General features: G+C 69.2%; 21 protein-coding genes. 4 read left to right on the top strand and 17 right to left on the bottom strand.

Annotation, left to right across the window (positions count from 1 at the left end; all coding sequences use genetic code 11):
* The first annotated feature begins 155 nt into the window (after nt 1-155).
* The gene (locus tag AC3IPP_RS04415; protein ID WP_489150513.1) at nt 156-1,601 is read left to right on the top strand and encodes a helix-turn-helix domain-containing protein; all 1,446 of its coding nucleotides are present in this window, start codon (nt 156-158) and stop codon (nt 1,599-1,601) included.
* Nucleotides 1,602-1,773: 172 nt separating this feature from the next.
* On the opposite strand, the gene AC3IPP_RS04410 is transcribed toward AC3IPP_RS04415, so the two are convergent.
* From AC3IPP_RS04410 to AC3IPP_RS04400, 3 genes are all read right to left on the bottom strand, one after another.
* Complete coding sequence (locus AC3IPP_RS04410) at nt 1,774-2,607, bottom strand: hypothetical protein (protein WP_489150512.1); 834 nt, start codon at nt 2,605-2,607, stop codon at nt 1,774-1,776.
* 66 nt (nt 2,608-2,673) lie between these two features.
* A complete protein-coding gene (locus tag AC3IPP_RS04405; RefSeq protein WP_489150511.1) occupies nt 2,674-4,110 on the bottom strand; it encodes a hypothetical protein in 1,437 nt (478 codons plus the stop codon).
* 77 nt (nt 4,111-4,187) lie between these two features.
* Complete coding sequence (locus tag AC3IPP_RS04400) at nt 4,188-5,171, bottom strand: helix-turn-helix transcriptional regulator (protein WP_489150510.1); 984 nt, start codon at nt 5,169-5,171, stop codon at nt 4,188-4,190.
* Between the two features lie 100 nt (nt 5,172-5,271).
* On the opposite strand from AC3IPP_RS04400, the gene AC3IPP_RS04395 reads away from it, so the two are divergent.
* Nucleotides 5,272-5,511 (top strand): hypothetical protein, encoded by a 240-nt coding sequence (locus tag AC3IPP_RS04395; protein ID WP_489150509.1) that lies wholly within the window; start codon nt 5,272-5,274, stop codon nt 5,509-5,511.
* An 87-nt stretch (nt 5,512-5,598) separates the two neighbouring features.
* A complete protein-coding gene (locus AC3IPP_RS04390) occupies nt 5,599-6,174 on the top strand; it encodes an HdeD family acid-resistance protein (protein WP_087139840.1) in 576 nt (191 codons plus the stop codon).
* Here AC3IPP_RS04390 and AC3IPP_RS04385 read toward each other — a convergent pair.
* From AC3IPP_RS04385 to AC3IPP_RS04320, 14 genes are all read right to left on the bottom strand, one after another.
* On the bottom strand, nt 6,152-7,618 hold the full coding sequence (locus AC3IPP_RS04385; protein WP_489150508.1) for an amidohydrolase family protein: 1,467 nt from the start codon (nt 7,616-7,618) through the stop codon (nt 6,152-6,154). The two genes, AC3IPP_RS04390 and AC3IPP_RS04385, sit on opposite strands and share 23 nt — an antisense overlap.
* A gap of 39 nt (nt 7,619-7,657) precedes the next feature.
* Nucleotides 7,658-8,071: a DUF1801 domain-containing protein gene (locus tag AC3IPP_RS04380; protein WP_489150507.1), complete on the bottom strand. Its 414-nt coding sequence runs from the start codon at nt 8,069-8,071 to the stop codon at nt 7,658-7,660.
* Nucleotides 8,072-8,085: 14 nt separating this feature from the next.
* On the bottom strand, nt 8,086-8,469 hold the full coding sequence (locus AC3IPP_RS04375) for a cupin domain-containing protein (protein ID WP_489150506.1): 384 nt from the start codon (nt 8,467-8,469) through the stop codon (nt 8,086-8,088).
* Between the two features lie 7 nt (nt 8,470-8,476).
* Nucleotides 8,477-8,959 (bottom strand): hypothetical protein, encoded by a 483-nt coding sequence (locus AC3IPP_RS04370; protein ID WP_489150505.1) that lies wholly within the window; start codon nt 8,957-8,959, stop codon nt 8,477-8,479.
* 11 nt (nt 8,960-8,970) lie between these two features.
* The gene (locus AC3IPP_RS04365; protein ID WP_489150504.1) at nt 8,971-9,696 is read right to left on the bottom strand and encodes a hypothetical protein; all 726 of its coding nucleotides are present in this window, start codon (nt 9,694-9,696) and stop codon (nt 8,971-8,973) included.
* Nucleotides 9,697-9,768: 72 nt separating this feature from the next.
* Nucleotides 9,769-11,187 (bottom strand): NAD(P)(+) transhydrogenase (Re/Si-specific) subunit beta, encoded by a 1,419-nt coding sequence (locus AC3IPP_RS04360; RefSeq protein ID WP_489150503.1) that lies wholly within the window; start codon nt 11,185-11,187, stop codon nt 9,769-9,771.
* Between the two features lie 27 nt (nt 11,188-11,214).
* Nucleotides 11,215-11,586 (bottom strand): hypothetical protein, encoded by a 372-nt coding sequence (locus tag AC3IPP_RS04355; protein ID WP_489151037.1) that lies wholly within the window; start codon nt 11,584-11,586, stop codon nt 11,215-11,217.
* 20 nt (nt 11,587-11,606) lie between these two features.
* Nucleotides 11,607-11,888, bottom strand: a complete 282-nt coding sequence (locus AC3IPP_RS04350) for a hypothetical protein (RefSeq protein ID WP_046653284.1) — start codon at nt 11,886-11,888, stop codon at nt 11,607-11,609.
* The gene (locus AC3IPP_RS04345) at nt 11,885-12,193 is read right to left on the bottom strand and encodes a hypothetical protein (protein ID WP_489150502.1); all 309 of its coding nucleotides are present in this window, start codon (nt 12,191-12,193) and stop codon (nt 11,885-11,887) included. Before AC3IPP_RS04345 ends, AC3IPP_RS04350 begins: the two co-directional genes overlap by 4 nt.
* Nucleotides 12,193-12,510, bottom strand: a complete 318-nt coding sequence (locus tag AC3IPP_RS04340; protein ID WP_003165738.1) for an NAD(P) transhydrogenase subunit alpha part 2 — start codon at nt 12,508-12,510, stop codon at nt 12,193-12,195. The genes AC3IPP_RS04345 and AC3IPP_RS04340 overlap by 1 nt, the downstream gene beginning before the upstream one ends.
* Nucleotides 12,510-13,643, bottom strand: a complete 1,134-nt coding sequence (locus AC3IPP_RS04335) for a Re/Si-specific NAD(P)(+) transhydrogenase subunit alpha (protein WP_489150501.1) — start codon at nt 13,641-13,643, stop codon at nt 12,510-12,512. Before AC3IPP_RS04335 ends, AC3IPP_RS04340 begins: the two co-directional genes overlap by 1 nt.
* Before the next feature lie 204 nt (nt 13,644-13,847).
* On the bottom strand, nt 13,848-14,093 hold the full coding sequence (locus AC3IPP_RS04330; protein ID WP_256968109.1) for an aa3-type cytochrome c oxidase subunit IV: 246 nt from the start codon (nt 14,091-14,093) through the stop codon (nt 13,848-13,850).
* An 85-nt stretch (nt 14,094-14,178) separates the two neighbouring features.
* Complete coding sequence (locus AC3IPP_RS04325; RefSeq protein ID WP_489150500.1) at nt 14,179-15,531, bottom strand: serine hydrolase domain-containing protein; 1,353 nt, start codon at nt 15,529-15,531, stop codon at nt 14,179-14,181.
* Nucleotides 15,532-15,745: 214 nt separating this feature from the next.
* Nucleotides 15,746-17,533: a M3 family oligoendopeptidase gene (locus tag AC3IPP_RS04320; protein WP_489150499.1), complete on the bottom strand. Its 1,788-nt coding sequence runs from the start codon at nt 17,531-17,533 to the stop codon at nt 15,746-15,748.
* Nucleotides 17,534-17,644: 111 nt separating this feature from the next.
* Here AC3IPP_RS04320 and AC3IPP_RS04315 point away from each other — a divergent pair, with 111 nt between their 5' ends.
* On the top strand, nt 17,645-19,441 hold the full coding sequence (locus AC3IPP_RS04315) for an FG-GAP repeat domain-containing protein (protein WP_489150498.1): 1,797 nt from the start codon (nt 17,645-17,647) through the stop codon (nt 19,439-19,441).
* The last annotated feature ends 55 nt before the right edge of the window (nt 19,442-19,496 follow it).

The raw sequence follows: 19,496 nt of genomic DNA, 5'->3' as shown, positions 1-19,496 counted from the left end.
TTGATGGGCGCGGCCCCAAGAGGGAAGAATGGGCCGCCGTCCCGAAGACCTGAACACGCCTCCGTCATGACTGACACAGCGGCAGCCGCATCATTCAAGTCAAACAGTCACATCATGACACTTGTCATGAAGTCATGATGTGACATGATCGCGCCATGAACGCCGCCGCTGATCGCAAGCTGTTCCTGGGCGGCCGCCTCAAGCGGCTGCGGCGCGACCTTGACCTGTCCCAGACGGCGATGGCGGCGGATCTGGGCGTCTCGCCCTCCTATCTGAACCATATCGAGCGCAACCAGCGCCCCGTCTCGGCCCAGCTGCTGCTGCGTCTGGCCGAGACCTATGACGTCGATCTTCGCAATCTGGGCCAGTCCGGCGGCCCGGCGTCAGAGGCCGAACTGGCCGAAGTCTTCGCCGACCCCCTGTTCCAAGGGCTGGCCGTGCCGCGCCACGAGATCATGCAGCTGGCCGAGGATCAGCCCGCCGCCGCCGACGCCGTGCTGCGCCTTTACCGCGCCTTCACCGACCGCCGCGTGCGTGACCGGGCCGAGGTCGAGGCCGGGGGCGGCGCCGCGCCGACCGACAGCCCCTCCGAATGGGTGCGCGAATATGTTCAGGCCCGCCACAACCACTTCCCCGACCTCGACGCGCTGGGCGAGGCCCTGCACGACGCCCTGCACGCCGAGGCCCCCGGCCCCGACGAAGGCTTCGAGGCGCTGGCCCGCGCGCGCCTGTTCGCCCGCCACGGCCTGACCGTCCGCACCCTGCCCGCCGAGGTCATGGTCGAATGGACCCGCCGCTTCGACCCGCACCGGGGCCGCCTGCTGCTGTCCGACGCCCTGGGGCCGTCATCGCGCGCCTTCGCCGTCGCCAACCAACTGGTTCTGATGGAGCACGGGCCGGAGCTTCAGGCCCTGACCGAGGCGGCCAACGCGCCCGACGCCCCCACGCGCAATCTGCTGAAGGCCTCGCTGGCCAACACCCTGGCCGCCGCCGTGCTGATGCCCTACGCCGCCTTCCAGCGCACGGCGGAGGAGACCGGCTACGACCTGGCCCGGCTCCAGGCCCGCTTCGGCGTCGGCTTCGAGCAGGTCGCGCACCGGCTGACCACGCTTTCCCGGCCGACGGCGCGGGGCGTGCCCTTCTTCCTGATGCGGGTGGATCAGGCGGGGAATGTGTCCAAGCGCTACGCCTCGGGCGCCTTCCCCTTTTCGCGTTTCGGCGGGGCCTGCCCGCGCTGGCGGCTGCACTCGGCCTTCCGCACGCCGGGCCGCATCGTCACCCAGATCATCGAGACTCCTGGCCAAGATGGAAAACCGGGTGGCCGCTGGTTCACCCTGGCCCGCACCGTTGACCGCCAAGGCCAGGACGCCTTTACCGAGGGGCATGACCTGGCCATCGGCCTGGGCTGCGAGCTTCGCCACGCCCACCGCCTGATCTATGCGCGCGGCCTGGATCTTCAGAAGCCCGAGGTCACGCCCATCGGCCCGGCCTGCCGGTTGTGCGAGCGCCACCCCTGCGCTGAACGCGCCGCCCCGCCGGTCGGCCGCGCCCTGACGGTCGACGACTGGTCCAAGTCCGTCAGCCCCTACCCGTTCGCGTAATTTCTCCTTCTCCCCTTGTGGGAGAAGGTGGTCCGCTAGGACCGGATGAGGGGTGGCGACGCGGCGGCTGGCCATTTTTTCGAGACGAGCATCAACGGCCAATGCAGGCGCAAACACCCCTCATCCGTCAGGCTCCGCCTGCCACCTTCTCCCTCAAGGGGAGAAGGGCGCTTCAGTGCGCCAGCATCAGCGCCACGGGCGCTTCGTTCAGCAACGTCTGCGTCACCCCGCCGAAGATCCACTGCCGCATCCGCGCATGGCCCCAGGCGCCCGAGACCATGAGGCCCGCCCCCATCTCCTCGGCGCAATCGATCAGGCGCCGCCCGCCTGAGCGGTCGTCGTGGGCGCGGGCGTCCGGTTCGGCGGCGACGCCGTGTCCGGCCAGCCAACGCACGACGTCCTGCGTCCGCAGGCGCGCGCCGTCCGTGTCCTCGGGATCGCACAGTTCGACCACGCGTACGCCGTCAGCGCGTTTCAGCAGAGGCAGAGCCGCCTGCGCCGCCAGGCGGCTCTCGCGCGTGTCGGTCCAGGCCAGCAGGGCGGGCGCATCCACCATCGAGCGGATCGGATTGGGCGGCAGAACCACCACCGGCCGCCCCGAGCGCATGGCCAGGTCCGCCGGATGCGGCGCGCGCCAGGCGCTGGCGCCGCCGGCGTCGCGCCCGACCAGGGCCGCGTCCGCCGCCCGCAGATGGCGCAGGGTCAGGCCGGTCGGATCGCCGACGTCGCCGCGCCATTCGCCCTCGACGCCCGCCGCTTCGATGGCGCCGCGGAACCGCTGCTCGGCGGACTTCAGCGTGGATTCATTGCGCGCCTGCTGGGCCGCCATCACCTCGCCCAACAGGATGCCCGCCCCATAGGCGTCGGCCACCGGCGTCTCGGGCGCGCAGCCCGACACCCCGATCAGCCGCGCCCCGTGCGCGCTCGCTAAAGCACAGGCCTCGGTCAGACGGGCGGGATTGTCGGCTTCATCGTCGATATAGACGATCAGACTGGTCCAGGGCATGGCGGCCTCCTGTTTCAGGATACGCCGCATCAACGCGCCAAACGCTGTTCCGCGCCTTGAGCCTGATTAATTCAACAGAATAACGCGCCCGCCCTCGACCCGATGCGGCACGCCCGCGCGGCGGAACAGACTGGCGATCTCAGCGGCGGGATCGGCTGCGCCCTGATCCAGCATCCGCCCGATGTCAGCCGCCAGCGTCGGATCGCCCGAGACGCGCGTCAGGGCGTTCAGCCATTCGGCGCGGCTCAGCACCCCGTCCCGGCGGTTGGCGTCCAGCAGCGGCCGCAGGAATCCGAACCAGTCGCCGCCGTCGCGCCGCTTCTGCGCGCCCTCGGCCGTCATGGCGAAGACGGCGCCGCAGGCGTAATAGGCCCGGTGCTCGCCGCGCTCGCCCGCCTCGGCCACGCCGCGTCCCTGGCTCAAGGTCACGCAGTCGTCGACCTCCTCCTGCAAAGCCTTGCGGTCGTCATAGGCCGGGTCCAGCGTCTTCAGCGCCCGCACCGCCATCAGATCGGCCCCGCCTTCGGTGATCCAGGCGTCGCGCGCGAACTCGTACCGCACCGTCTGGCCCAGCCAGAAGTGGGCGCTCTCATGACCGATGAACCAGCGGGAAACCCGCTCCATCTCCGCCGTCGGCCGGGTCACGCCGGTTCCCTCGAACGACATGACGATCAGGCCGGGCAGGACGCTGCCGCCCATGCTGGTCATCCGCTCGGTCGGGCCGTTCCACGACACCATGACGACAGGGTTGTCCCCGCCCGAGCCGGGCCGCCCCAGTCGTTGCAGGTAGAGCTGTCCCACGCGCGGGGCGAAGTCACGGATCTTCTCGCCGATCCAGGGCGGAAGATTGGGGTCCATGACAGTGGTCAGCCCCTCGCCCGGCGTCACCCGCGCCTGCCCCAGCAGGACATAAGACCGCTCGCCCGTCGTCGTCAGCTCCGTGTGGCGCTCGCCGTTGAACAGCACCGGCCCATCCAGATCGCGCCAGATCACGCGCGACGCCCCGCCGTCCAGATTGACGCCGTTGAGGTCCGCCGGCATCGCCTCCGCTGCCTCGGGCGAGCCCAGGGCGAAGACGTCCATCTGCCGCGTCGGCAGGGCCACCGCCCCGTCCGAGAAGACCAAGGTCTTGTATTCCGCCTCCAGCTCGACCGCCTTGGGCGTCACGCTGAAACGGACATGACGCGGCACAGGGCCGCCGTCCGCGCTGCGGATGATGTCGTAATGGCCGCGCCGCTCCATCACCACGCCGGGCGTCTCGACCGTCCACTGACGCGGGCGCCACGGCTCGCGGACCTCCGAGATCAGGGCCGAATCCATGAAGGCCCAAACCACGGCGTCGCGGTTGAAGACATAGTCGACGGTCAGCCGCCCATCGTCGCGCGTCACCGTCACCTGCGGCGCCGCCTCGACGTTCCAGGGGCCGGGCGCCGGCGCCGCGGCGCAGGCGGTCAGCAGGGCGACGACAGAAAGGGCGGTTGCAGACAGGGCTTTCAGACGCACGAAGAGCAGTCTCCCATAATGAGCGGCGCAGCTTAGGGGGGCCGAACCCGGCCCGTCACCTTACGGTTTGCTCAGCTTTACGCCCGTTCGAGGGCGCGCCCCGCCGCAGCCAGCTCATCGGCCATCACCGCCTTCAGCCGCTCCGGCGCCAGGATGGTCGCTCGCTCGCCCCAGGTGAACAGATGCCAGGCCAGTTCGCGCATACCCGAGGCGCGGAACCGCACCACGACCGATCCGTCAGCCTGATCCTCGATCGTCTGGGTCGGGTGCCAACGCCAGCCGCGCGCCTCGTCCGCCCCCTCAGGCGTGATGCGGACGGCGACGTCTTCGATTTCGTCCTGATAGATGCCGAAGGACTGGCTGGCGAAGACGCCCAGGTCGAAATCAGCGGGCGGACGCGCTGTCCCCTCCCCCGCCTCGACCGCGCTCATCCGGTCCAGGCGGAAGGTCTGGATGCGCCCGCTCTCGCGGTCGGCGGCCACCAGATAGTTGGCCCTCCCGAACATCAGGCCGCACGGCGTCATCGTGCGGGTGCGCGCCTCGGCGCCGGGCCGGGCGTAGATGAAGTTCAGCGGCCGCTCGGCCAGCACCGCCCCGCGAATCTCGGCCAGCACCGTCTCGTCGGCGCTGGGCCGCGGCCCGGCCTGAACGGCGATCGTCTCGGCCCGGACCAGGGCCTCCAGATCCGGCGCCATGCGGTTCAGGGTGGTCGAACGCATCGCCGCCTTCACCTTGCGCTCAAGGCTTTCCAGCGCCGCCGCCCGCGCCGGTTCGCCCGCCGCGCGGTGTCCGGCCGCCGCCTTGGTCAGCTCCAGCATCTCGGTCGCCGTCGGCGCCTGCTCAAAGGCCGACAGACCGCCGCGGATGCGCCACCGCTTGGTCGGCGGGTCCGACACCTCCTCGACCTGAGGGAACAGCATCAGCACGGCGTCGCGCATCCGCTCGGCCGTGCGGCGCCCGACGTTCAGTTGGGCCGCCATCTCGTTCAGCGTCAGCCCTTCGGCGCTGGCCGCCATGCCGCGCGCCAGATCGATGACCAGGGCCGCCTTGTCGTGCCGCAAGATGTCTTCTCCACAGGGATACGTCCGAAACTGGCGTAATGCTGTCTCATATTCACTCTGTCAGCAAGAGGCGACCGCCTCCGCATCAGGAGTTTTCCCCATGGCCTTCGTCCGCACCCCCACCGTCCAGAAGCCCGCCCGCAAGACCTTCGCCGATCGCTACATGATCGTGCCGTGCGAAACCGAGAGCGACCTGGCCGTGATCTGGGACCGTCAGGAAGAACAGGTCGTGGACGTCATCAGCGCCTCGGCCGGCCGCTACACCGACGAAGACGCCCTGTGGGACGAGTTCCACACCCCGCCCTTCAACGCTCGGTCCGACTGGCGTATGGCCGCCTGACCGAGCAAAGGTTGCGGAACCCGTTCCTACGGCCCAACGTTGCGCTAGCGTGGCCGTTTCAGGGCCACGGGCTGGGGAGCCGAACTCATGACTTCATCCAACGCCGCGCCTTCGTTGGAAGGCTTCGTCAAATCCGCCCTGCATCGGTCCTGGTGGCTGCTGCTGCTGCGCGGCGTCGCCGCCGTGGCCTTCGGCGTGCTGACTTTCGTCTGGCCGCAGATCAGTCTGCTGACCCTCATCATGGTCTATGGGATCTACGCCCTGGCGGACGGGATTCTGGCCCTGATCGCGGCGATCCGCGGCGGCGGCGTAGTTCCGCGCTGGTGGCTGGCGTTAGGCGGCGTGGTCAGCATCCTGACCGCCGTCCTCGTCTTCGCCTGGCCAGGCCTGACGGCTCTGGTCCTGGTTTACCTGATCGGCTTCTGGTCGATCCTGCGCGGCGTGCTGGAGATCATCGGCGCCATCCGCCTGCGTAACGAGATCGCCAACGAGTGGACGCTGGGCGTCGCCGGCGCCCTGTCGGTGATCTTCGGCCTGATCCTGGTCATCATGCCGGGCGCCGGGGCTATCGGCCTGCTGTGGTTGATCGCGACCTGGGCCGTGTTGTTCGGCCTGCTGCTGATCTGGGTCGCCTTCAAGGTCAGGAAGCTGGCGAAGGCTTAAAGCTGGCGTTGCGCGCCGCGACCCGAGCGCGGATTTCGGCGCGCATCCGCTCCAGTTCCGCCGCATCGATCAGGCGGCCGCGCAGCACCACGGCCTGAGCGTCGCGCGTGGCGCTGACGTCGGTCAGGGGGTCAGCCTCCAGCACCAGCAGATCGGCCGACTTGCCTGCCGCCACCGCGCCGTAACGCTCGCCCTGGTTCAGGAAACGCGGCCCGTCCACGACCGAGCCCGCCAGGGCCTCGCGCGGCGTCAGGCCCAGGCTCACGTACAGCTCCAGCTCGTCGTGCAGCGAAAAGCCCGGATAGTTGAACGAGTTCAGGAAGCCCGCGTCCGTCCCGGTCAGGATGGTCACGCCCGCATCGCGCAACATGGGCAGGGTGCGCGACGTCACCTCCTTGACGAAGTGGCGGTCCTCGACCTGCTGCGGCGTGGCCTGGGCGGCGCGCTGGACGCGCCAGTCGTAGGTCGCCCGGATGCCCGGCCCGACGTAGGCCAGGCCCTCGTCATGCGAATGATCGTCCAGGTCCAGATTCGCCAGGGTGGTCGAGCCGTAGAGCGTCGGCGACACCGCCGTGCCCAGCTCCGCCAGCCGCGCATAGACCCGACGCGCCGTCTCCACGTCGAAGGTGTCGGCGTAGCGGCGCATGGTCTGGGCGTAGGTGTATTTGCCCGCCAGATAGTCCGCCGCGATGGCCGCTTCATCCCGCGAGCCCGCCTTCATGGCGTAGTCCAGATGCTCGATCGACGACAGGCCCGCTTCGGCTGCCGTCAGCACGGTGATGCTGGCCGGAATGTGAGCCGAGGTCTTCATGCCCCGCTTCTTCGCCTCACCCACGGCGTAGAGGAAAAGCTCGGGCGTCAGGGTGTTGTCGGTGATCTTGACGAAGTCGACGCGCAGGGCCTGAAGCCGGTCCAGCGCCGCGTCTACGTCCGCCTCGCTGCCGGTCTCGATCACGCCCTTCCAAACAGGGGCGATGCCCTCGATCTTGGGGCCGGAAGTGAAGATGCGCGGCGCATCGGCCGTCGGCGGCGCGTCGCGCCAGTCCAGCACCTGCTGCGCCAGGTCGCCCGCCGCGTCGCGCACAGCGACCACGCCGTTGACCACGAACAGAGGCATCAGTTCGGCGTTCTCCTCGATCAGGGGCTCGCCGCCGCCGAAGTGAACGTGCATGTCCCACAGGCCCGGCATGACATAGTGATCGGCCAGATCCTGGGTCCGCCCGGCCTGATAACGCCCCGCCTCGCCCTCGGGGCCCACGGCCACGATGTCGCCGCCGCGCACGGCCACCAATTGATCCCGCGTCGTCGTCCCCTTTTCGACGTCGACCACCGTGGCCGAGGTCAGCAGCAGATCGACCTGTTGGACCGGTGTTTCAGCGGCGGCCAGCGGTGCCAGGGCGCAGGCGGACAACAGGGCGGAGGCGACGATCAGAAAGGTGCGCATGAGATCGCTATAATCCGTTCACCGCCGTCAGCAAGCCTGTCACGGATAGCGCCGCTTCATCTCGTCCTGACTGGCGACGCAGAGGTCGCGCAATACGCCCATATCCACCTGATCCAGCCGCTTGATGTAGAGACAGGCCACGCTGGTCGTGTGCGGTCCCAGCCGCGCCAGCATCGCCTCCGTCTGCGGCGTCGAAGCGAGATAGAGGGTCAGCGCCGCCTTGCGAGGCGAGAAGCCCATGCGCGGCCAGTCGGCGCTCTTGCCGTTCCCGGTGACGTTGGCGTAGCGGCCGAAGCCGACGATGGACGGCCCCCACATCACCGGCGCCTCGCCCGAAACCTCTTGCATCAGGGCGCAGAGCGTCCGCCCCTCCTCGCGTCGTCGCGCCGGTTCGAGCGCCGCCAGGAAGTCGTCAACCGAGGCGTCGGTGGGTTTGGTCTTCGGCTCGCTCATTCCCGGCCTCCCGCTCAGGACAGGCGGTCATCCTGCGCCTGTCCGATCCGTCCCGCCAGACACCATCCGCCAATTGCTCGCGTCCTCATCCAGCCGCCCGCCGGAATGGTGATCCACAGGCCCGATCCAGCCACCAGGGTTTCACGCCGCACGCCCGCCTCCGTGGCCAGTTCGACCTGCAGCGCCGCGCCCATGTAGGCGGTCCACAACTCTTCGGCCCCAGCCACGCGCCAGTCATCCGACGCCTCGGGCGTCAGCAGGCGATAGGCGCCGACCGGCGTTCCGGGCGCGGCGGCGTCCGCTCCCGCCATGAGCCGTCCCCAGCCGCCATCGGCCAGGGGGCGCAACCCCAGGTTCTCGACGATCTCTTCGAGCTTGAAATCCGCCTCGCCGTCCATCCGGCCGCTAGTGAGGTGCTTCGCCGCCTTCGTCCACGCGCGAGCCGCGCTCCTGCGGCGTGACCAGGCGCCAGCGGCCGTCCTCGAACACCACCTCGCCGCCGCCGCGCCAGGGCACGCGGCTCAGCGGGCCGCCGGTCATTCCGTAGCCGACGACGGCGTAGCGCACGCCGGATTTCAGCGGGGCGGCGTCCACCGTCGTCTCGAACCCTTCAGGCGCCTGGCCATAGACGACCTGCCGCAAGCTGCGACAATTGCGGCCGCGCGCCTCGATCGACCAGACCGGACGCATCATGGCGTTGGACAGCTCATGCACGGCCAGTCCGCCCAGACAGGCCCTCTCGGGCTTCGCCGGATCGACGCCGAAGGTCGCCACCGGCTGCTCCAAGCCGCCGCTGATGTTCACAGGGATCATCGCCGAACAGGCGGCCAGCCCAGCCGTCGCCGTCGCCAGCACCGCCCCGAGACGCAGAACCGCGCCGCGCTTCATCGCCCTAGCCCTCAGCAGCGGCCATAGGGAACGTAGCCGACCTCGATCTCGTCGATGCGGACGGTCTTCAGCTCGCGCACCGCCATCTGGTTGAAGTCCGCGCTGCAGTTGAAGGTGGTGTCGATGACATAGTCCTCGCCCTTGGCCGCCTTGATGGCGTCGCGGATGCGGAAGGAGGCGTCGATCGTGGCGTCGCTGACCATCACGGCCGAGGCGCGAATGCCCGGCGAAACGCGCGGGCCGGGGCTTTCCAGATAGATCCACGGGTCGGCCGCATTGCCGCACAGGGTCAGGCAATCCGCCTTGAAGTCGACGGCGCCGCGCGCCGCCGCGAACTCGCCCATCGTCAGGTCGATCTTCTGCGGCAGATCATAGTCCTTCAGCGCCGCCAGCGCCTGGGTCGAGCAGGCGGGCGTCATCGGCACGGCGTAGCCGACGACCTCGCCGCCCTCGGCGTTGACGCGGACCGTGCAGCCGCCGATCTCATAGCTGCGTTCCTTGCCCTCGACCGTACGGGCCGGACCCAGTTTGGATTCCAGGTAGGCGACCTGAACGCCCATCATCTGATCGATCGTCGGCGCGCCGCCCGCCGCGGGAGCAGCCTCTGGCGCCGCCTGCGTCGCCTCGGCCGGGGCGGCGTCGGTCTTCTCGCCCGCCTTCTCCGCCTGACCGCAGGCGGCCAACCCGGCCAGGACGCCCAGCACGGCGACGGTTTTCAGTCCTCGGAACCCAGTCATCATCTCTCCACGGCTCAGGTTGAGCGTCGCAAGCCAACGCACCGGCGCGCGATGGGTTCTCGCGCACGAACATCAGAGGGCCTTGACGATCCCCTCGACCATCTTCTTGGCGTCGGCGAACAGCATCATGGTGTTATCGCGGAAGAACAGCTCGTTCTCGACCCCGGCGTAGCCGCTGCCCATCGACCGCTTGATGAACAGGACGGTGCCCGCCTTCTCCACGTCCAGCACCGGCATCCCATAGATGGGCGACTGCGGATCGGTCTTGGCCGCCGGATTGGTCACGTCATTGGCGCCGATGACGAAGGCCACGTCGGCCGAGGCGAACTCGCTGTTTATGTCCTCCAGCTCGAACACCTCATCATAGGGGACGTTCGCTTCGGCCAGCAGGACGTTCATGTGGCCCGGCATCCGGCCCGCGACGGGGTGGATGGCGTATTTCACCTCGACGCCCTCTTCCTTCAGGGTGTCGGCCATTTCGCGAAGGGCGTGCTGGGCCTGGGCCACCGCCATGCCGTAGCCGGGCACGATGATGACCTTGGAGGCGTTCTTCATGATGAAGGCGGCGTCCTCGGCCGAGCCCTGCTTGACCGGCCGCGTCTCGACCCCGCCGCCGCCCGCCGCCGCGCCCGCCTCAGCGCCGAAGCCGCCCAGAATGACGCTGATGAAGCTGCGGTTCATGCCCTTGCACATGATGTAGCTGAGGATCGCGCCCGACGACCCGACCAGCGCGCCGGTGATGATCAGGGCGATGTTCTCCAGCGTGAAGCCCAGCGCCGCTGCCGCCCAGCCGGAATAGGAGTTCAGCATGGACACCACCACCGGCATGTCCGCCCCGCCGATGGGGATGATCAGCGTCGCGCCCAGGATCAGGCTGATCGCGAACACGCCCCAGAAGGCCCAGATCGCCGTCCCGCCCGTCCCGATCAGAATGCCGATCAGGAAGACCAGGGCCAGCGCCAGCCCGATGTTGATCAGATGCCGCGCAGGCAGGATGATCGGCGCCCCGCTCATCCGCCCGTCCAGCTTGGCGAAGGCGATGACCGAGCCGGTGAAGGTGACGGCCCCGATGGCCACGCCCAGGCTCAGCTCGACGATCGACAGGGTCTTGATCCCGCCCGTCGCCGTGACGATGCCGAAAGCGTCGGGCGCATAGACCGCCCCCACCGCCACCAGACAGGCGGCCAGACCGACGAGGGAGTGGAACGCCGCGACCAGCTGCGGCATGGCCGTCATCGGCACGCGGTTGGCGATGACTGCGCCCGCACCGCCGCCGACCACGACCCCGCCCGCGATCAGGGCCAGTGTCAGCGGGTCCAGGGCGCCGCTGGTCCCCAGCGTCAGCAGGGTGACGCCGACCGCCAGGGCCATGCCGACCATGCCCAGGGTGTTGCCCCGTCGGCTGGTCACAGGGCTGGACAGCCCTCGAAGCGAGAGGATGAACAGAACCCCCGCCGCCAGATAGGCCAGCGCCGCGATCGATGCGTTCATCCCCTCCCCCCTTATTCCATGCTCAGATCAGAAGACGTTGACCACGGCGGGCGCGCCGCCGTTGGTGCCGGCGGCGGTCGCCTGGCCGTTCTTGACCACGGCCACGCCGACCGGCCCCTGGCCGCCCGTCTTGGTCACGCGGCAGCTGCCGTTGTCGCCCGGCAGACGCCCGGCCATCCGGCCCGAGCCGGTGTGGTTGATGCGGTTCATGTGGACGCCCTTGATGGTCACCGGGGCGAAGCCGCACTCCAGCGTCCAACTGGCGCCCTGGGGCGCGGCCACCGACCAATGCAGGCCGGTGTAGGGGTCATTGCCCACTTCGCGCGCGGATTGCGCCGTAGCCGCGCCGGCGACAGCGGCGGCCGACAGGGCCAGGATGGAGATCAGGGAAGCTTTCATCACGCGATACTCTTCGAGGTTTAACGTTTGACGGATTGGGTGCGCGACAGCCGCCACAGGGCCGCCGCGATGAACAAAGGCCCCAGCAGGATCATCGCCCAGTCGAAGACCGTCATCTGACGGTCCTGAATGATGATGCGCGTCAGGACGGCGGCGAAAACCAGCACGACCCCGCAGTCCTGGAACCGCAGGCGCCCGATGGGGTCTTTCACCCGCACCCAGCTCCAGATCCACAGGGCCACGCCCAGGCCGGTGACGGCCCAGGAGGCATAAAAGGCCAGCAGGATAGGCGACAGGGTCACGAGGCGGCGGAACCTTCAGGCAGACGCTTGCGTCGCGCCCATATTGTACGAACGGCGCTCCAGGCGATGAAGAGGGTGAAGACCACGGCGCCCAGCGCCGCCGGCTTGTCTCCGGCCGCCATCAGGCCCGCCGCGCGCCAGATCAGCAAGGCGACGCCGATCGGAAAGAAGACCAGAGCCAGGCCCAGCTCGACGCGGCGGCGCGTCTCAGCCGACAGCCTGCCGCCTAACGTAGCGGCCGCCAGAACCACCAACACGGCGACGGCCAGAAGAACCAGGATCAGGCCGTTGATCAGATTGGACATCAGGCGCGCTCCTTCTTCTTGTACATGGCCAGCATCCGGCGCGTGACCATGAAGCCGCCGAAGATGTTGACGCTGGCCAGCGTCACAGCGGCCACGCCCGCGCCCTTTGCGATCCAGGCGTTCGGCCCGCCCGCCTGCGCGCTCATCGCCGCCGCCGCGATCAGGCCGCCGACGATGATGACGCTGGAGATGGCGTTGGTCACCGCCATCAGCGGCGTATGCAGCGCCGGCGTCACGCTCCAGACGACATAGTAGCCGACGAAGATCGACAGGACGAAGATCGCCAGGCGGAAGACGGTGGGATCGACGTGCTCCATCAGCCTCTCACTCCTTCATGCACCACGGCGCCGCCGTGGGTGACGACGGCGGCCTTGAGGATTTCCTCCTCCAGGTCGACCGCCAGGGCGCCGTCCTTGATCATCAACCCCAGGAAGGCGACCAGGTTGCGCGCATAAAGGGCGCTGGCGTCCGCCGCGATGCGGCCGGGCATGTTGCTCCAGCCGACGATCTTCACGCCGTTGGCCGTGGTCACGACCTCATTGGGCTTGGAGCCTTCGACATTGCCGCCCGCCTCGACCGCCAGGTCGATGATGACCGATCCCGGCTTCATCGAGGCGACATGCGCCGCCGTCACCAGCTTCGGCGCCGGGCGGCCGGGGATCAGGGCCGTGGTGATCACCACGTCCTGCTTGATGATATGGGCGGCGGTCAGTTCGGCCTGCTTGGCCTGATATTCGGCCGACATGGCCTTGGCGTAGCCGCCCGCCGTCTCGGCGGCCTTGAACTCTTCATCCTCGACGGCGACGAATTTGGCGCCGAGGCTCTCGACCTGCTCCTTGGCGGCGGGGCGCACGTCGGTGGCGGTGACGACCGCGCCCAGACGCCGCGCTGTGGCGATGGCCTGAAGTCCCGCGACGCCCGCCCCCATGACGAAGGTCTTGGCGGCGGCCACCGTCCCGGCGGCCGTCATCATCATGGGAAAGCCCTTGCCATAGGCATAGGCCGCCTCGATCACCGCGCGGTATCCGGCCAGATTGGCCTGTGACGACAGCACGTCCATGACCTGGGCCCGCGTGATGCGCGGCACGAATTCCATGGCGAAGGCGGTGGCGCCTGCGCCCCTCAACGCCTCAACCGTCGCCTTGTCGCGCCAGGCGTCCAGCAGGCTGACCACCACCGCGCCGGGTTTCAGGGCGCTGATCTCCGACGCCGTCGGGCCGCGCACCTTCAACAGGATGTCCGCCCCCGCCAGCGCCGCCGACAGGTCCGGCTTCACGCTGGCCCCCGCCACGACGTAATCGTCATCAGGTATGGACGAGCCCAGACCTGTTCCCGCCTCGACCGTCACGGTCGCACCGAGATCGGCCAGCTTCCTGACCGTTTCAGGCGTTACAGCGCAGCGCGTCTCGCCTTCACGGCGTTCACGAGTCACGGCGATGGCGACGGCCAAGCGAATCCCTCCCACTCCCCAGGGTCGAACCGACGTTAGGCCGAAGGTCGAAGGGTCGTCAAAGCCGACGCCGTGCAAGGGAGCGATTTTCTTGCCGTCAACGCCGCCTCACGGCCTGATGCCGCACGTTTCATGCGCGCACGCAAAAGGCCCGCCGGACACGCCGACGGGCCTTGCAGAAGTCCGTTCCGAGGAAGACCGCGCTTAGTGCGCCTTCTTGCTCTTCAGCATGAAGTAGCCCGCCACCGACAGCACCGCGCCGCTGATGAAGGCAGGAATGAAGCCGGCGCCGACGGCGAACCACACCGTCAGGAACAGGATCAGCACGGCCGTGGCCAGCGACAGCCACTTGGTCAGGCCCATGAACAGGCTCCAGGTCCAGGCCTGTTCCGAGATGTTCATATCCCCGTGGACGTGGGGGGCGGTCGCTTCAGCGTGCTGGTCGGCCATGGGGCATCCAAAAAAGAGTCGAGATTTCGACGGCTCTTATAGCGAGGCCTGCGCGCGGCTCAAGCCCGTCAGGATCAACAGCGCCTCAGTCGAGGCTTTCCAGCACCGAACGCGCGAAGGCGGCGACGTCGAAGGGCTTGCCCGCCGGGTCTTCGCCGCGCCGCACGATCACCACCTGGCGGCTGGGCACGATCACCACATACTGCCCCCGGTTGCCGAAGGCGGCGAACGTATCCGCCGGCACCCCGTCCGAGCGGTTCATCAGCCAGAAGGTCGCCCCATAGCCGAAGTCGCCCGTCGGCGGCTGCGGCCCGGCGGGCGCCGTAACATAGTCGCGCCAGCCCTCCGGCAGGAGGCGCTGCCCCTCCCACACCCCGTCCTGCAGATACAGTTGACCGAAGCGGGCCAGATCGCGCGCCGTGGTCCAGACCTGGCTCGACAGGATGTAGTTCCCGCGCCAGTCCGTCTCGGCCCAGGTGTGGGTCATGCCCAGCGTGTCGAACAGTTCGGCGGGCGGATGGGCGGTGAAGGTCGGGGCGGCGGCCATGGTCGCCAGCAGGGTGTCGTTGTTGGCGTAGCGATAGACCGTCCCCACCGGCGCCAGCAGCGGCCAGCCCGGCGACTGCTCGTCCACCGTCGTGCCGCCGAAATAGAGGTTGTCGGTGCGGTTGCCCGCCGTGTCGCTGGTCAGGCCCGACGACATCCGCATCAGGGCGTCGACCGTGATGGCCGCGCGCGGATCGCCGGGGCGGCTCCAGTTGGCGATGGCGGCGGGCGCCTTCACGTCCAGCTCGCCGCGCTGGACCGCCGCGCCGATGACCGTTCCGGCCAGGCTCTTGGCCACCGACCAGGTGCGCTGGGGCGTGTTCGGTCCGAAGTCGGCGGCATAGCGTTCCGCCACCCGCTTGCCGCCCTGCATCACCACCACGCCGGTGGTGTTGGTCCCCGCGCCGAATCCCTGATCGAAGGCGCGCGCGACGGCGGCCTCCAGACTACGAGCGTTTCCCTTGGGTCGCGCGGTCGGCAGGTCCGGCGCCGAGGCCCGGCGCGCCAGCGGCGCCCGCTCAGGCGCAGCGCCCGCCACATAGCCCATCGGCTCGATGACGCAGCCGCGCCCGTCGGTCCAGGTCGCGACGCGCGGCGGGGCGGCCTGATCCCAGGCGACGGTGACGACGTTCCCGGCCATCTCGACCTTCATGCTTCCGACCAGCGACTGAAGCTCGGGGTAGACGCCGACCAGTTCGTTCGCCTCGACGCTGGCGACCGTGCGCTCGCTCCCCGCCGCGCGCGCCGAATGCAGGGCGCTGCACACCGTCAGGGCCTTGTACCCCGCCGCCAGGGCGCGGTGATTGGCGGAAGGCTCAGCCGTCTGGGCGAAAGCCGTCGTCGGCAGGGCGAGGACGGCGGCGAGAACAAGCACACGGGACGCGATTTTCATGCGGCCACGCTTCAACGCCGCGTCCCGCCTGTCAACGCCCTTTCCCTTCTCCCCTTGAGGGAGAAGGTGGGCACCGAAGGCGGTCGGATGAGGGGTGTGTACGCAACACAGGCCGTGGGGCGAAGGACGTTGCAAAACTCTCACCGTCGCGCAGACACCCCTCATCCGTCTGGCTCCGCCAGCCACCTTCTCCCTCAAGGGGAGAAGGCCCCGCTTACAGCGCCTCGAACCGGTCGATCAGGCCTTCCAGTCGCTTGGTCCCGATGGTCCAGAAGACCGGGTCGCGCGGGTTCAGGCCGAACGGCTTCAGCGCCTCGACATAGGTCCGCGCCCCGCCGCCCGACAGCAGTTCGCGATACAGGGGCGTGAAGGCCGCCGGATCCTTGGCCCGCGTCTCCATCAGCGCCGCGACCAGCAGATCGCCGAACGCATAGGCGTAGACATAGAAGGGCGCGTGAACGAAGTGGCCGACATAGGCCCACCAGTCTTCATAACCCTTCAGGTCCACTGCCGGGCCGAGGCTGGCGCCCAGCTCCTCCATCCAGATTTCGCGGATGCGCTCGACCGGAACCTCGCCCGCCGCCCGCTCGTCATGGAAGCGCGTCTCGAAGCGGTGGAAGGCGATCTGGCGCACCACCGTGTTCAACCCGTCCTCGATGCGGCCCGCCAGCAGGGCGCGCTGTTCATCCGGCGTCGCCTCGGCCAGCAGGCGGTCGAAGGTCAGCCCCTCGGCGAAGATGGAGGCCGTCTCGGCCAGCGTCAGCGGCGTATCGGCCAGCAGCGACCCCTGCCCCGCCGCCAGCGTCTGGTGCACCCCATGGCCCAATTCATGCGCCAGCGTCAGCACGTCGCGCCGCTCGCCCATCCAGTTCAGGAAGACATAGGGGTGCCGATCCGCCGTCACCGGGTGAGCATAGGCGCCTGACTGCTTGCCGGCCCGCGCCCGCGCATCGATCCACGGCCGGTCGAAGAACCAGCCCGCCCGCTCGGCGAAGTCGCCGCCCAGATCCGCAAAGCTGGACAGCACCACCTCGCGCCCGCCCGCCCAGTCATAGGCGCGCGACGCCGCCGCCTCGATCGGCGCATTGCGGTCCCAGTGGGCCAGCCGCTCCTTGCCCATCGCCTTCGCCTTCAACGCATAATAGCGATGCGACAGGCGCGGATAGGCTTCGGCCACCGCTTCGGCCATGGCGTCCACGCTCTCACCGTCGACTTCGTTGCCCAGATGGCGGCTGTCAGCGGGGCGCTTGAAGCCGCGCTTGCGGTCCTCCAGCGCCTTTTCGGCGGCCACGGTGTTCAGCACCATGGCCATGGTCCGGGCGATGCCGGAAAACGCCGCCGACAGGCCCTCGCCCGCCGCCTGACGCTTATCGCCGTCCGCGTCGCTGAGACGGTTCAGCCCCTCGGCCAGGGTCAGCTCCTCATCCCCGACGGATGCGCGCAGCACGGCCAGGGTCTCGTCGAACAGACGCGGCCACTGAGCTTGAATCGGCCCGCGCTCGGCGATGAAGGTCTCGAGCTCGGCCGACAGTTCGTGCGGCTTCATCGCCCGCACCCGGCGCAGCCACGGCGCCCAGCGCGCGGCGGGCGCATGGGCCGCCAGCGCCGCCTCCACCGCCGCCTCGTCCAGCGCATTGATCTCCAGCGTCAGCCAGACAGTCGGCGTGGCGATGACCGTCAGCTTCTCGCGCACATCAGCCTCGAACCCTTGCGCCGCCGCGTCCTCGCGATTGGTCGAAGCGGCCAGGAAAGCATAGGCGCCCAAGGCCCCCATCACGTCCGCCGCCTGCTCATAAAGCCCGATCGCCTCGTCCAGCGCCCGGCCCAACTCAGCGCCCGACAGCGCGGCCAGCCGCCCCTGCCAGGCGTTCATCCGCTCCACCAGCCCTTTAGCCCGCTCCAGATCGGCGGCGATGCGCGCATCCTCGCGCGAGGCGTAGAGGTCGGACAGATCCCACAGCGGGACGTCGGCGAATTCGGTCGGTTTGACGGGCGCGTTCATGCCCTTGGTTGTGGGGAGGCGGGCGGCGCGATGCAAGCCGCCACCTTCTCCCGCAGGGGGAGAAGGAAAAGCGGACTTCCCTTCCGGGCCGATATCGAGCACTGTTCAAATATGACCCACCTCGCCACCGATCCCACCGGCCGCGCCTCGCTTGAAGGCGCGCGCGGCCTCGCCGCCGTCCGCATCGGGATCGGCCTGATCCAGGGGCTGATCCTCTATCTGCTGTATCGCTCAGCATCGGACGTCACAGCCCTGACCTGGCCCGCGACGCAGCCTTCGCTGTTCGCCGCCCTGGTGCTGGCGGCGGCGTTCGCGCCGATCATGCTGCTGGCCGGCGCCGGGCGGCTGGGATGGAAGACGCTGGCGCTGTGGGGCGCGATCGCGGCGGCGGTGCTGGCGCTGCTGGGCTGGCACGATGCGGCCCAGCAGGCGAGCGACTACTTCCGCCCGCCCTATCTGCGTTTCCCCGTCGTGGCCTTCGCCGCAGCCGCCCTGTTCATCGCCCATCACCTGATCGTCCCCGCGGTCGAGGGGCGGCGCTGGATCGCCGACTACGACGACTATTTCGACACGGCGTGGAAGGCCGGCGTGCAACTGGTCCTGTCGCTGGGCTTCACCGGCGCCTTCTGGCTGCTGTTGTTCCTGGGCGCGGCCCTGTTCCGCGTCATCGGGCTCAGCTTCCTGTCCGATCTGCTGGGCGAGGAATGGTTCTCCATTCCCGTCACCTGCCTGGTCTTCGCCGTGGCGGTACAACTAACCGACGTACGCGGCGGCCTGATCCGGGGCGTGCGGACGGTGGCGCTGATGCTGCTGTCGTGGCTGCTGCTGGTCATCACCGTCCTGGTGGCGGGCTTCCTGGCGGCCCTGCCCTTCACCGGCCTGGACGGGCTGTGGAAGACGGGCAGCGCCACGGCCCTGGTGCTGTCGGCCGCCGCCGCCCTGATCGTGCTGATCAACACCGCCTATCAGGACGGGCGCGAGGACAATCTGCCGCCCGCCGCCCTGCGCCTGGCGGTGCGGGTCGCCTCGGTGCTGCTGACGCCGCTGATCCTGATCGCCATCTGGGGTCTGAGCCTTCGCATCGGCCAGCACGGCCTGACGCCCGACCGCATCATCGCCGCGGCCTGCGCCCTGGTCGGCGTCCTCTACGCCGTCGGCTACGGCTGGGCCGCCCTGTCGCCCCTGTGGCGCAAGAGCGCCTGGATGAAGCCGCTGGAGCGCACCAACGTCCTGGCCGCCGTCCTGACGGTGCTGGTCATCCTGGCGCTGTTCAGCCCCCTGGCCGATCCGGCCCGCCTGTCCGTCAACGACCAGACCGCCCGGCTGAAGCGCGGCGCCGTCAGCGCGGCCCAGTTCGACTACGCCTTCCTGCGCTTCGGCGCGGGCAAGACGGGACGCGCCGCCCTGGTCGAACTGGCGAAGTCCTCCGACGCCGAGGTCGCCCGCCGCGCCAAGGCGGTCCAGGCCTCGACCTCGCGCTATGACGTCGAGGAAGCCGCCCTGCCGCCGCGCGCCCCCACCATCGCCCCCTGGCCGGCGAACAAGCCCCTGCCCGCCGCCTTCCTGGCCCCGGCGTCGTCCGGCGATCCGCGCTACGCCTGCAACAGCGACGACACCTGCCTCGCCGCACAGCGCGACCTGAACGGCGACGGCCGCGATGAGATCCTGCTGGCGACCGTCTACAGCATCGCCCTGTTCGCTCTGGACGCTGACGGCCGCTGGGTTCATCAGGGCGCCTATCAGGTGCCGCATTGCCCCGGCCCCAGCGGCCGCGACCTGCGCGAGGCGCTCAAGCATCCTGACCTGAAGGCCGCCGCCTCGCCCTGGCCCGACTTGCACATAGGCGCCGTGATCGGGCGGCTGCAGCCGGAAACCGCCTGTCCAAAGCCCGCCGCCGTTAACCCCTGACTCAGGTCTCCGAAACCCGATCTTCATTCCCTCCGTTCTAGGGTTGTGTCGAAAC

It is taken from the genome of Brevundimonas sp. KH_060 (assembly GCF_057838275.1).
This window is presented reverse-complemented; position numbering and strand designations above follow the sequence as displayed.

Excerpts from the sequence above, each read along its gene's own strand:
- AC3IPP_RS04315 (WP_489150498.1), top strand. The coding sequence starts at position 17,645 with ATGACCCACCTCGCCACCGATCCCACCGGCCGCGCCTCGCTTGAAGGC.
- AC3IPP_RS04330 (WP_256968109.1), bottom strand. The coding sequence starts at position 14,093 with ATGGCCGACCAGCACGCTGAAGCGACCGCCCCCCACGTCCACGGGGAT.
- AC3IPP_RS04410 (WP_489150512.1), bottom strand. The coding sequence starts at position 2,607 with ATGCCCTGGACCAGTCTGATCGTCTATATCGACGATGAAGCCGACAAT.
- AC3IPP_RS04325 (WP_489150500.1), bottom strand. The coding sequence starts at position 15,531 with ATGAAAATCGCGTCCCGTGTGCTTGTTCTCGCCGCCGTCCTCGCCCTG.
- AC3IPP_RS04390 (WP_087139840.1), top strand. The coding sequence starts at position 5,599 with ATGACTTCATCCAACGCCGCGCCTTCGTTGGAAGGCTTCGTCAAATCC.
- AC3IPP_RS04355 (WP_489151037.1), bottom strand. The coding sequence starts at position 11,586 with ATGAAAGCTTCCCTGATCTCCATCCTGGCCCTGTCGGCCGCCGCTGTC.
- AC3IPP_RS04395 (WP_489150509.1), top strand. The coding sequence starts at position 5,272 with ATGGCCTTCGTCCGCACCCCCACCGTCCAGAAGCCCGCCCGCAAGACC.
- AC3IPP_RS04365 (WP_489150504.1), bottom strand. The coding sequence starts at position 9,696 with ATGACTGGGTTCCGAGGACTGAAAACCGTCGCCGTGCTGGGCGTCCTG.
- AC3IPP_RS04370 (WP_489150505.1), bottom strand. The coding sequence starts at position 8,959 with ATGAAGCGCGGCGCGGTTCTGCGTCTCGGGGCGGTGCTGGCGACGGCG.
- AC3IPP_RS04340 (WP_003165738.1), bottom strand. The coding sequence starts at position 12,510 with ATGGAGCACGTCGATCCCACCGTCTTCCGCCTGGCGATCTTCGTCCTG.
- AC3IPP_RS04375 (WP_489150506.1), bottom strand. The coding sequence starts at position 8,469 with ATGGACGGCGAGGCGGATTTCAAGCTCGAAGAGATCGTCGAGAACCTG.
- AC3IPP_RS04380 (WP_489150507.1), bottom strand. The coding sequence starts at position 8,071 with ATGAGCGAGCCGAAGACCAAACCCACCGACGCCTCGGTTGACGACTTC.
- AC3IPP_RS04360 (WP_489150503.1), bottom strand. The coding sequence starts at position 11,187 with ATGAACGCATCGATCGCGGCGCTGGCCTATCTGGCGGCGGGGGTTCTG.
- AC3IPP_RS04345 (WP_489150502.1), bottom strand. The coding sequence starts at position 12,193 with ATGTCCAATCTGATCAACGGCCTGATCCTGGTTCTTCTGGCCGTCGCC.
- AC3IPP_RS04415 (WP_489150513.1), top strand. The coding sequence starts at position 156 with ATGAACGCCGCCGCTGATCGCAAGCTGTTCCTGGGCGGCCGCCTCAAG.
- AC3IPP_RS04320 (WP_489150499.1), bottom strand. The coding sequence starts at position 17,533 with ATGAACGCGCCCGTCAAACCGACCGAATTCGCCGACGTCCCGCTGTGG.
- AC3IPP_RS04385 (WP_489150508.1), bottom strand. The coding sequence starts at position 7,618 with ATGCGCACCTTTCTGATCGTCGCCTCCGCCCTGTTGTCCGCCTGCGCC.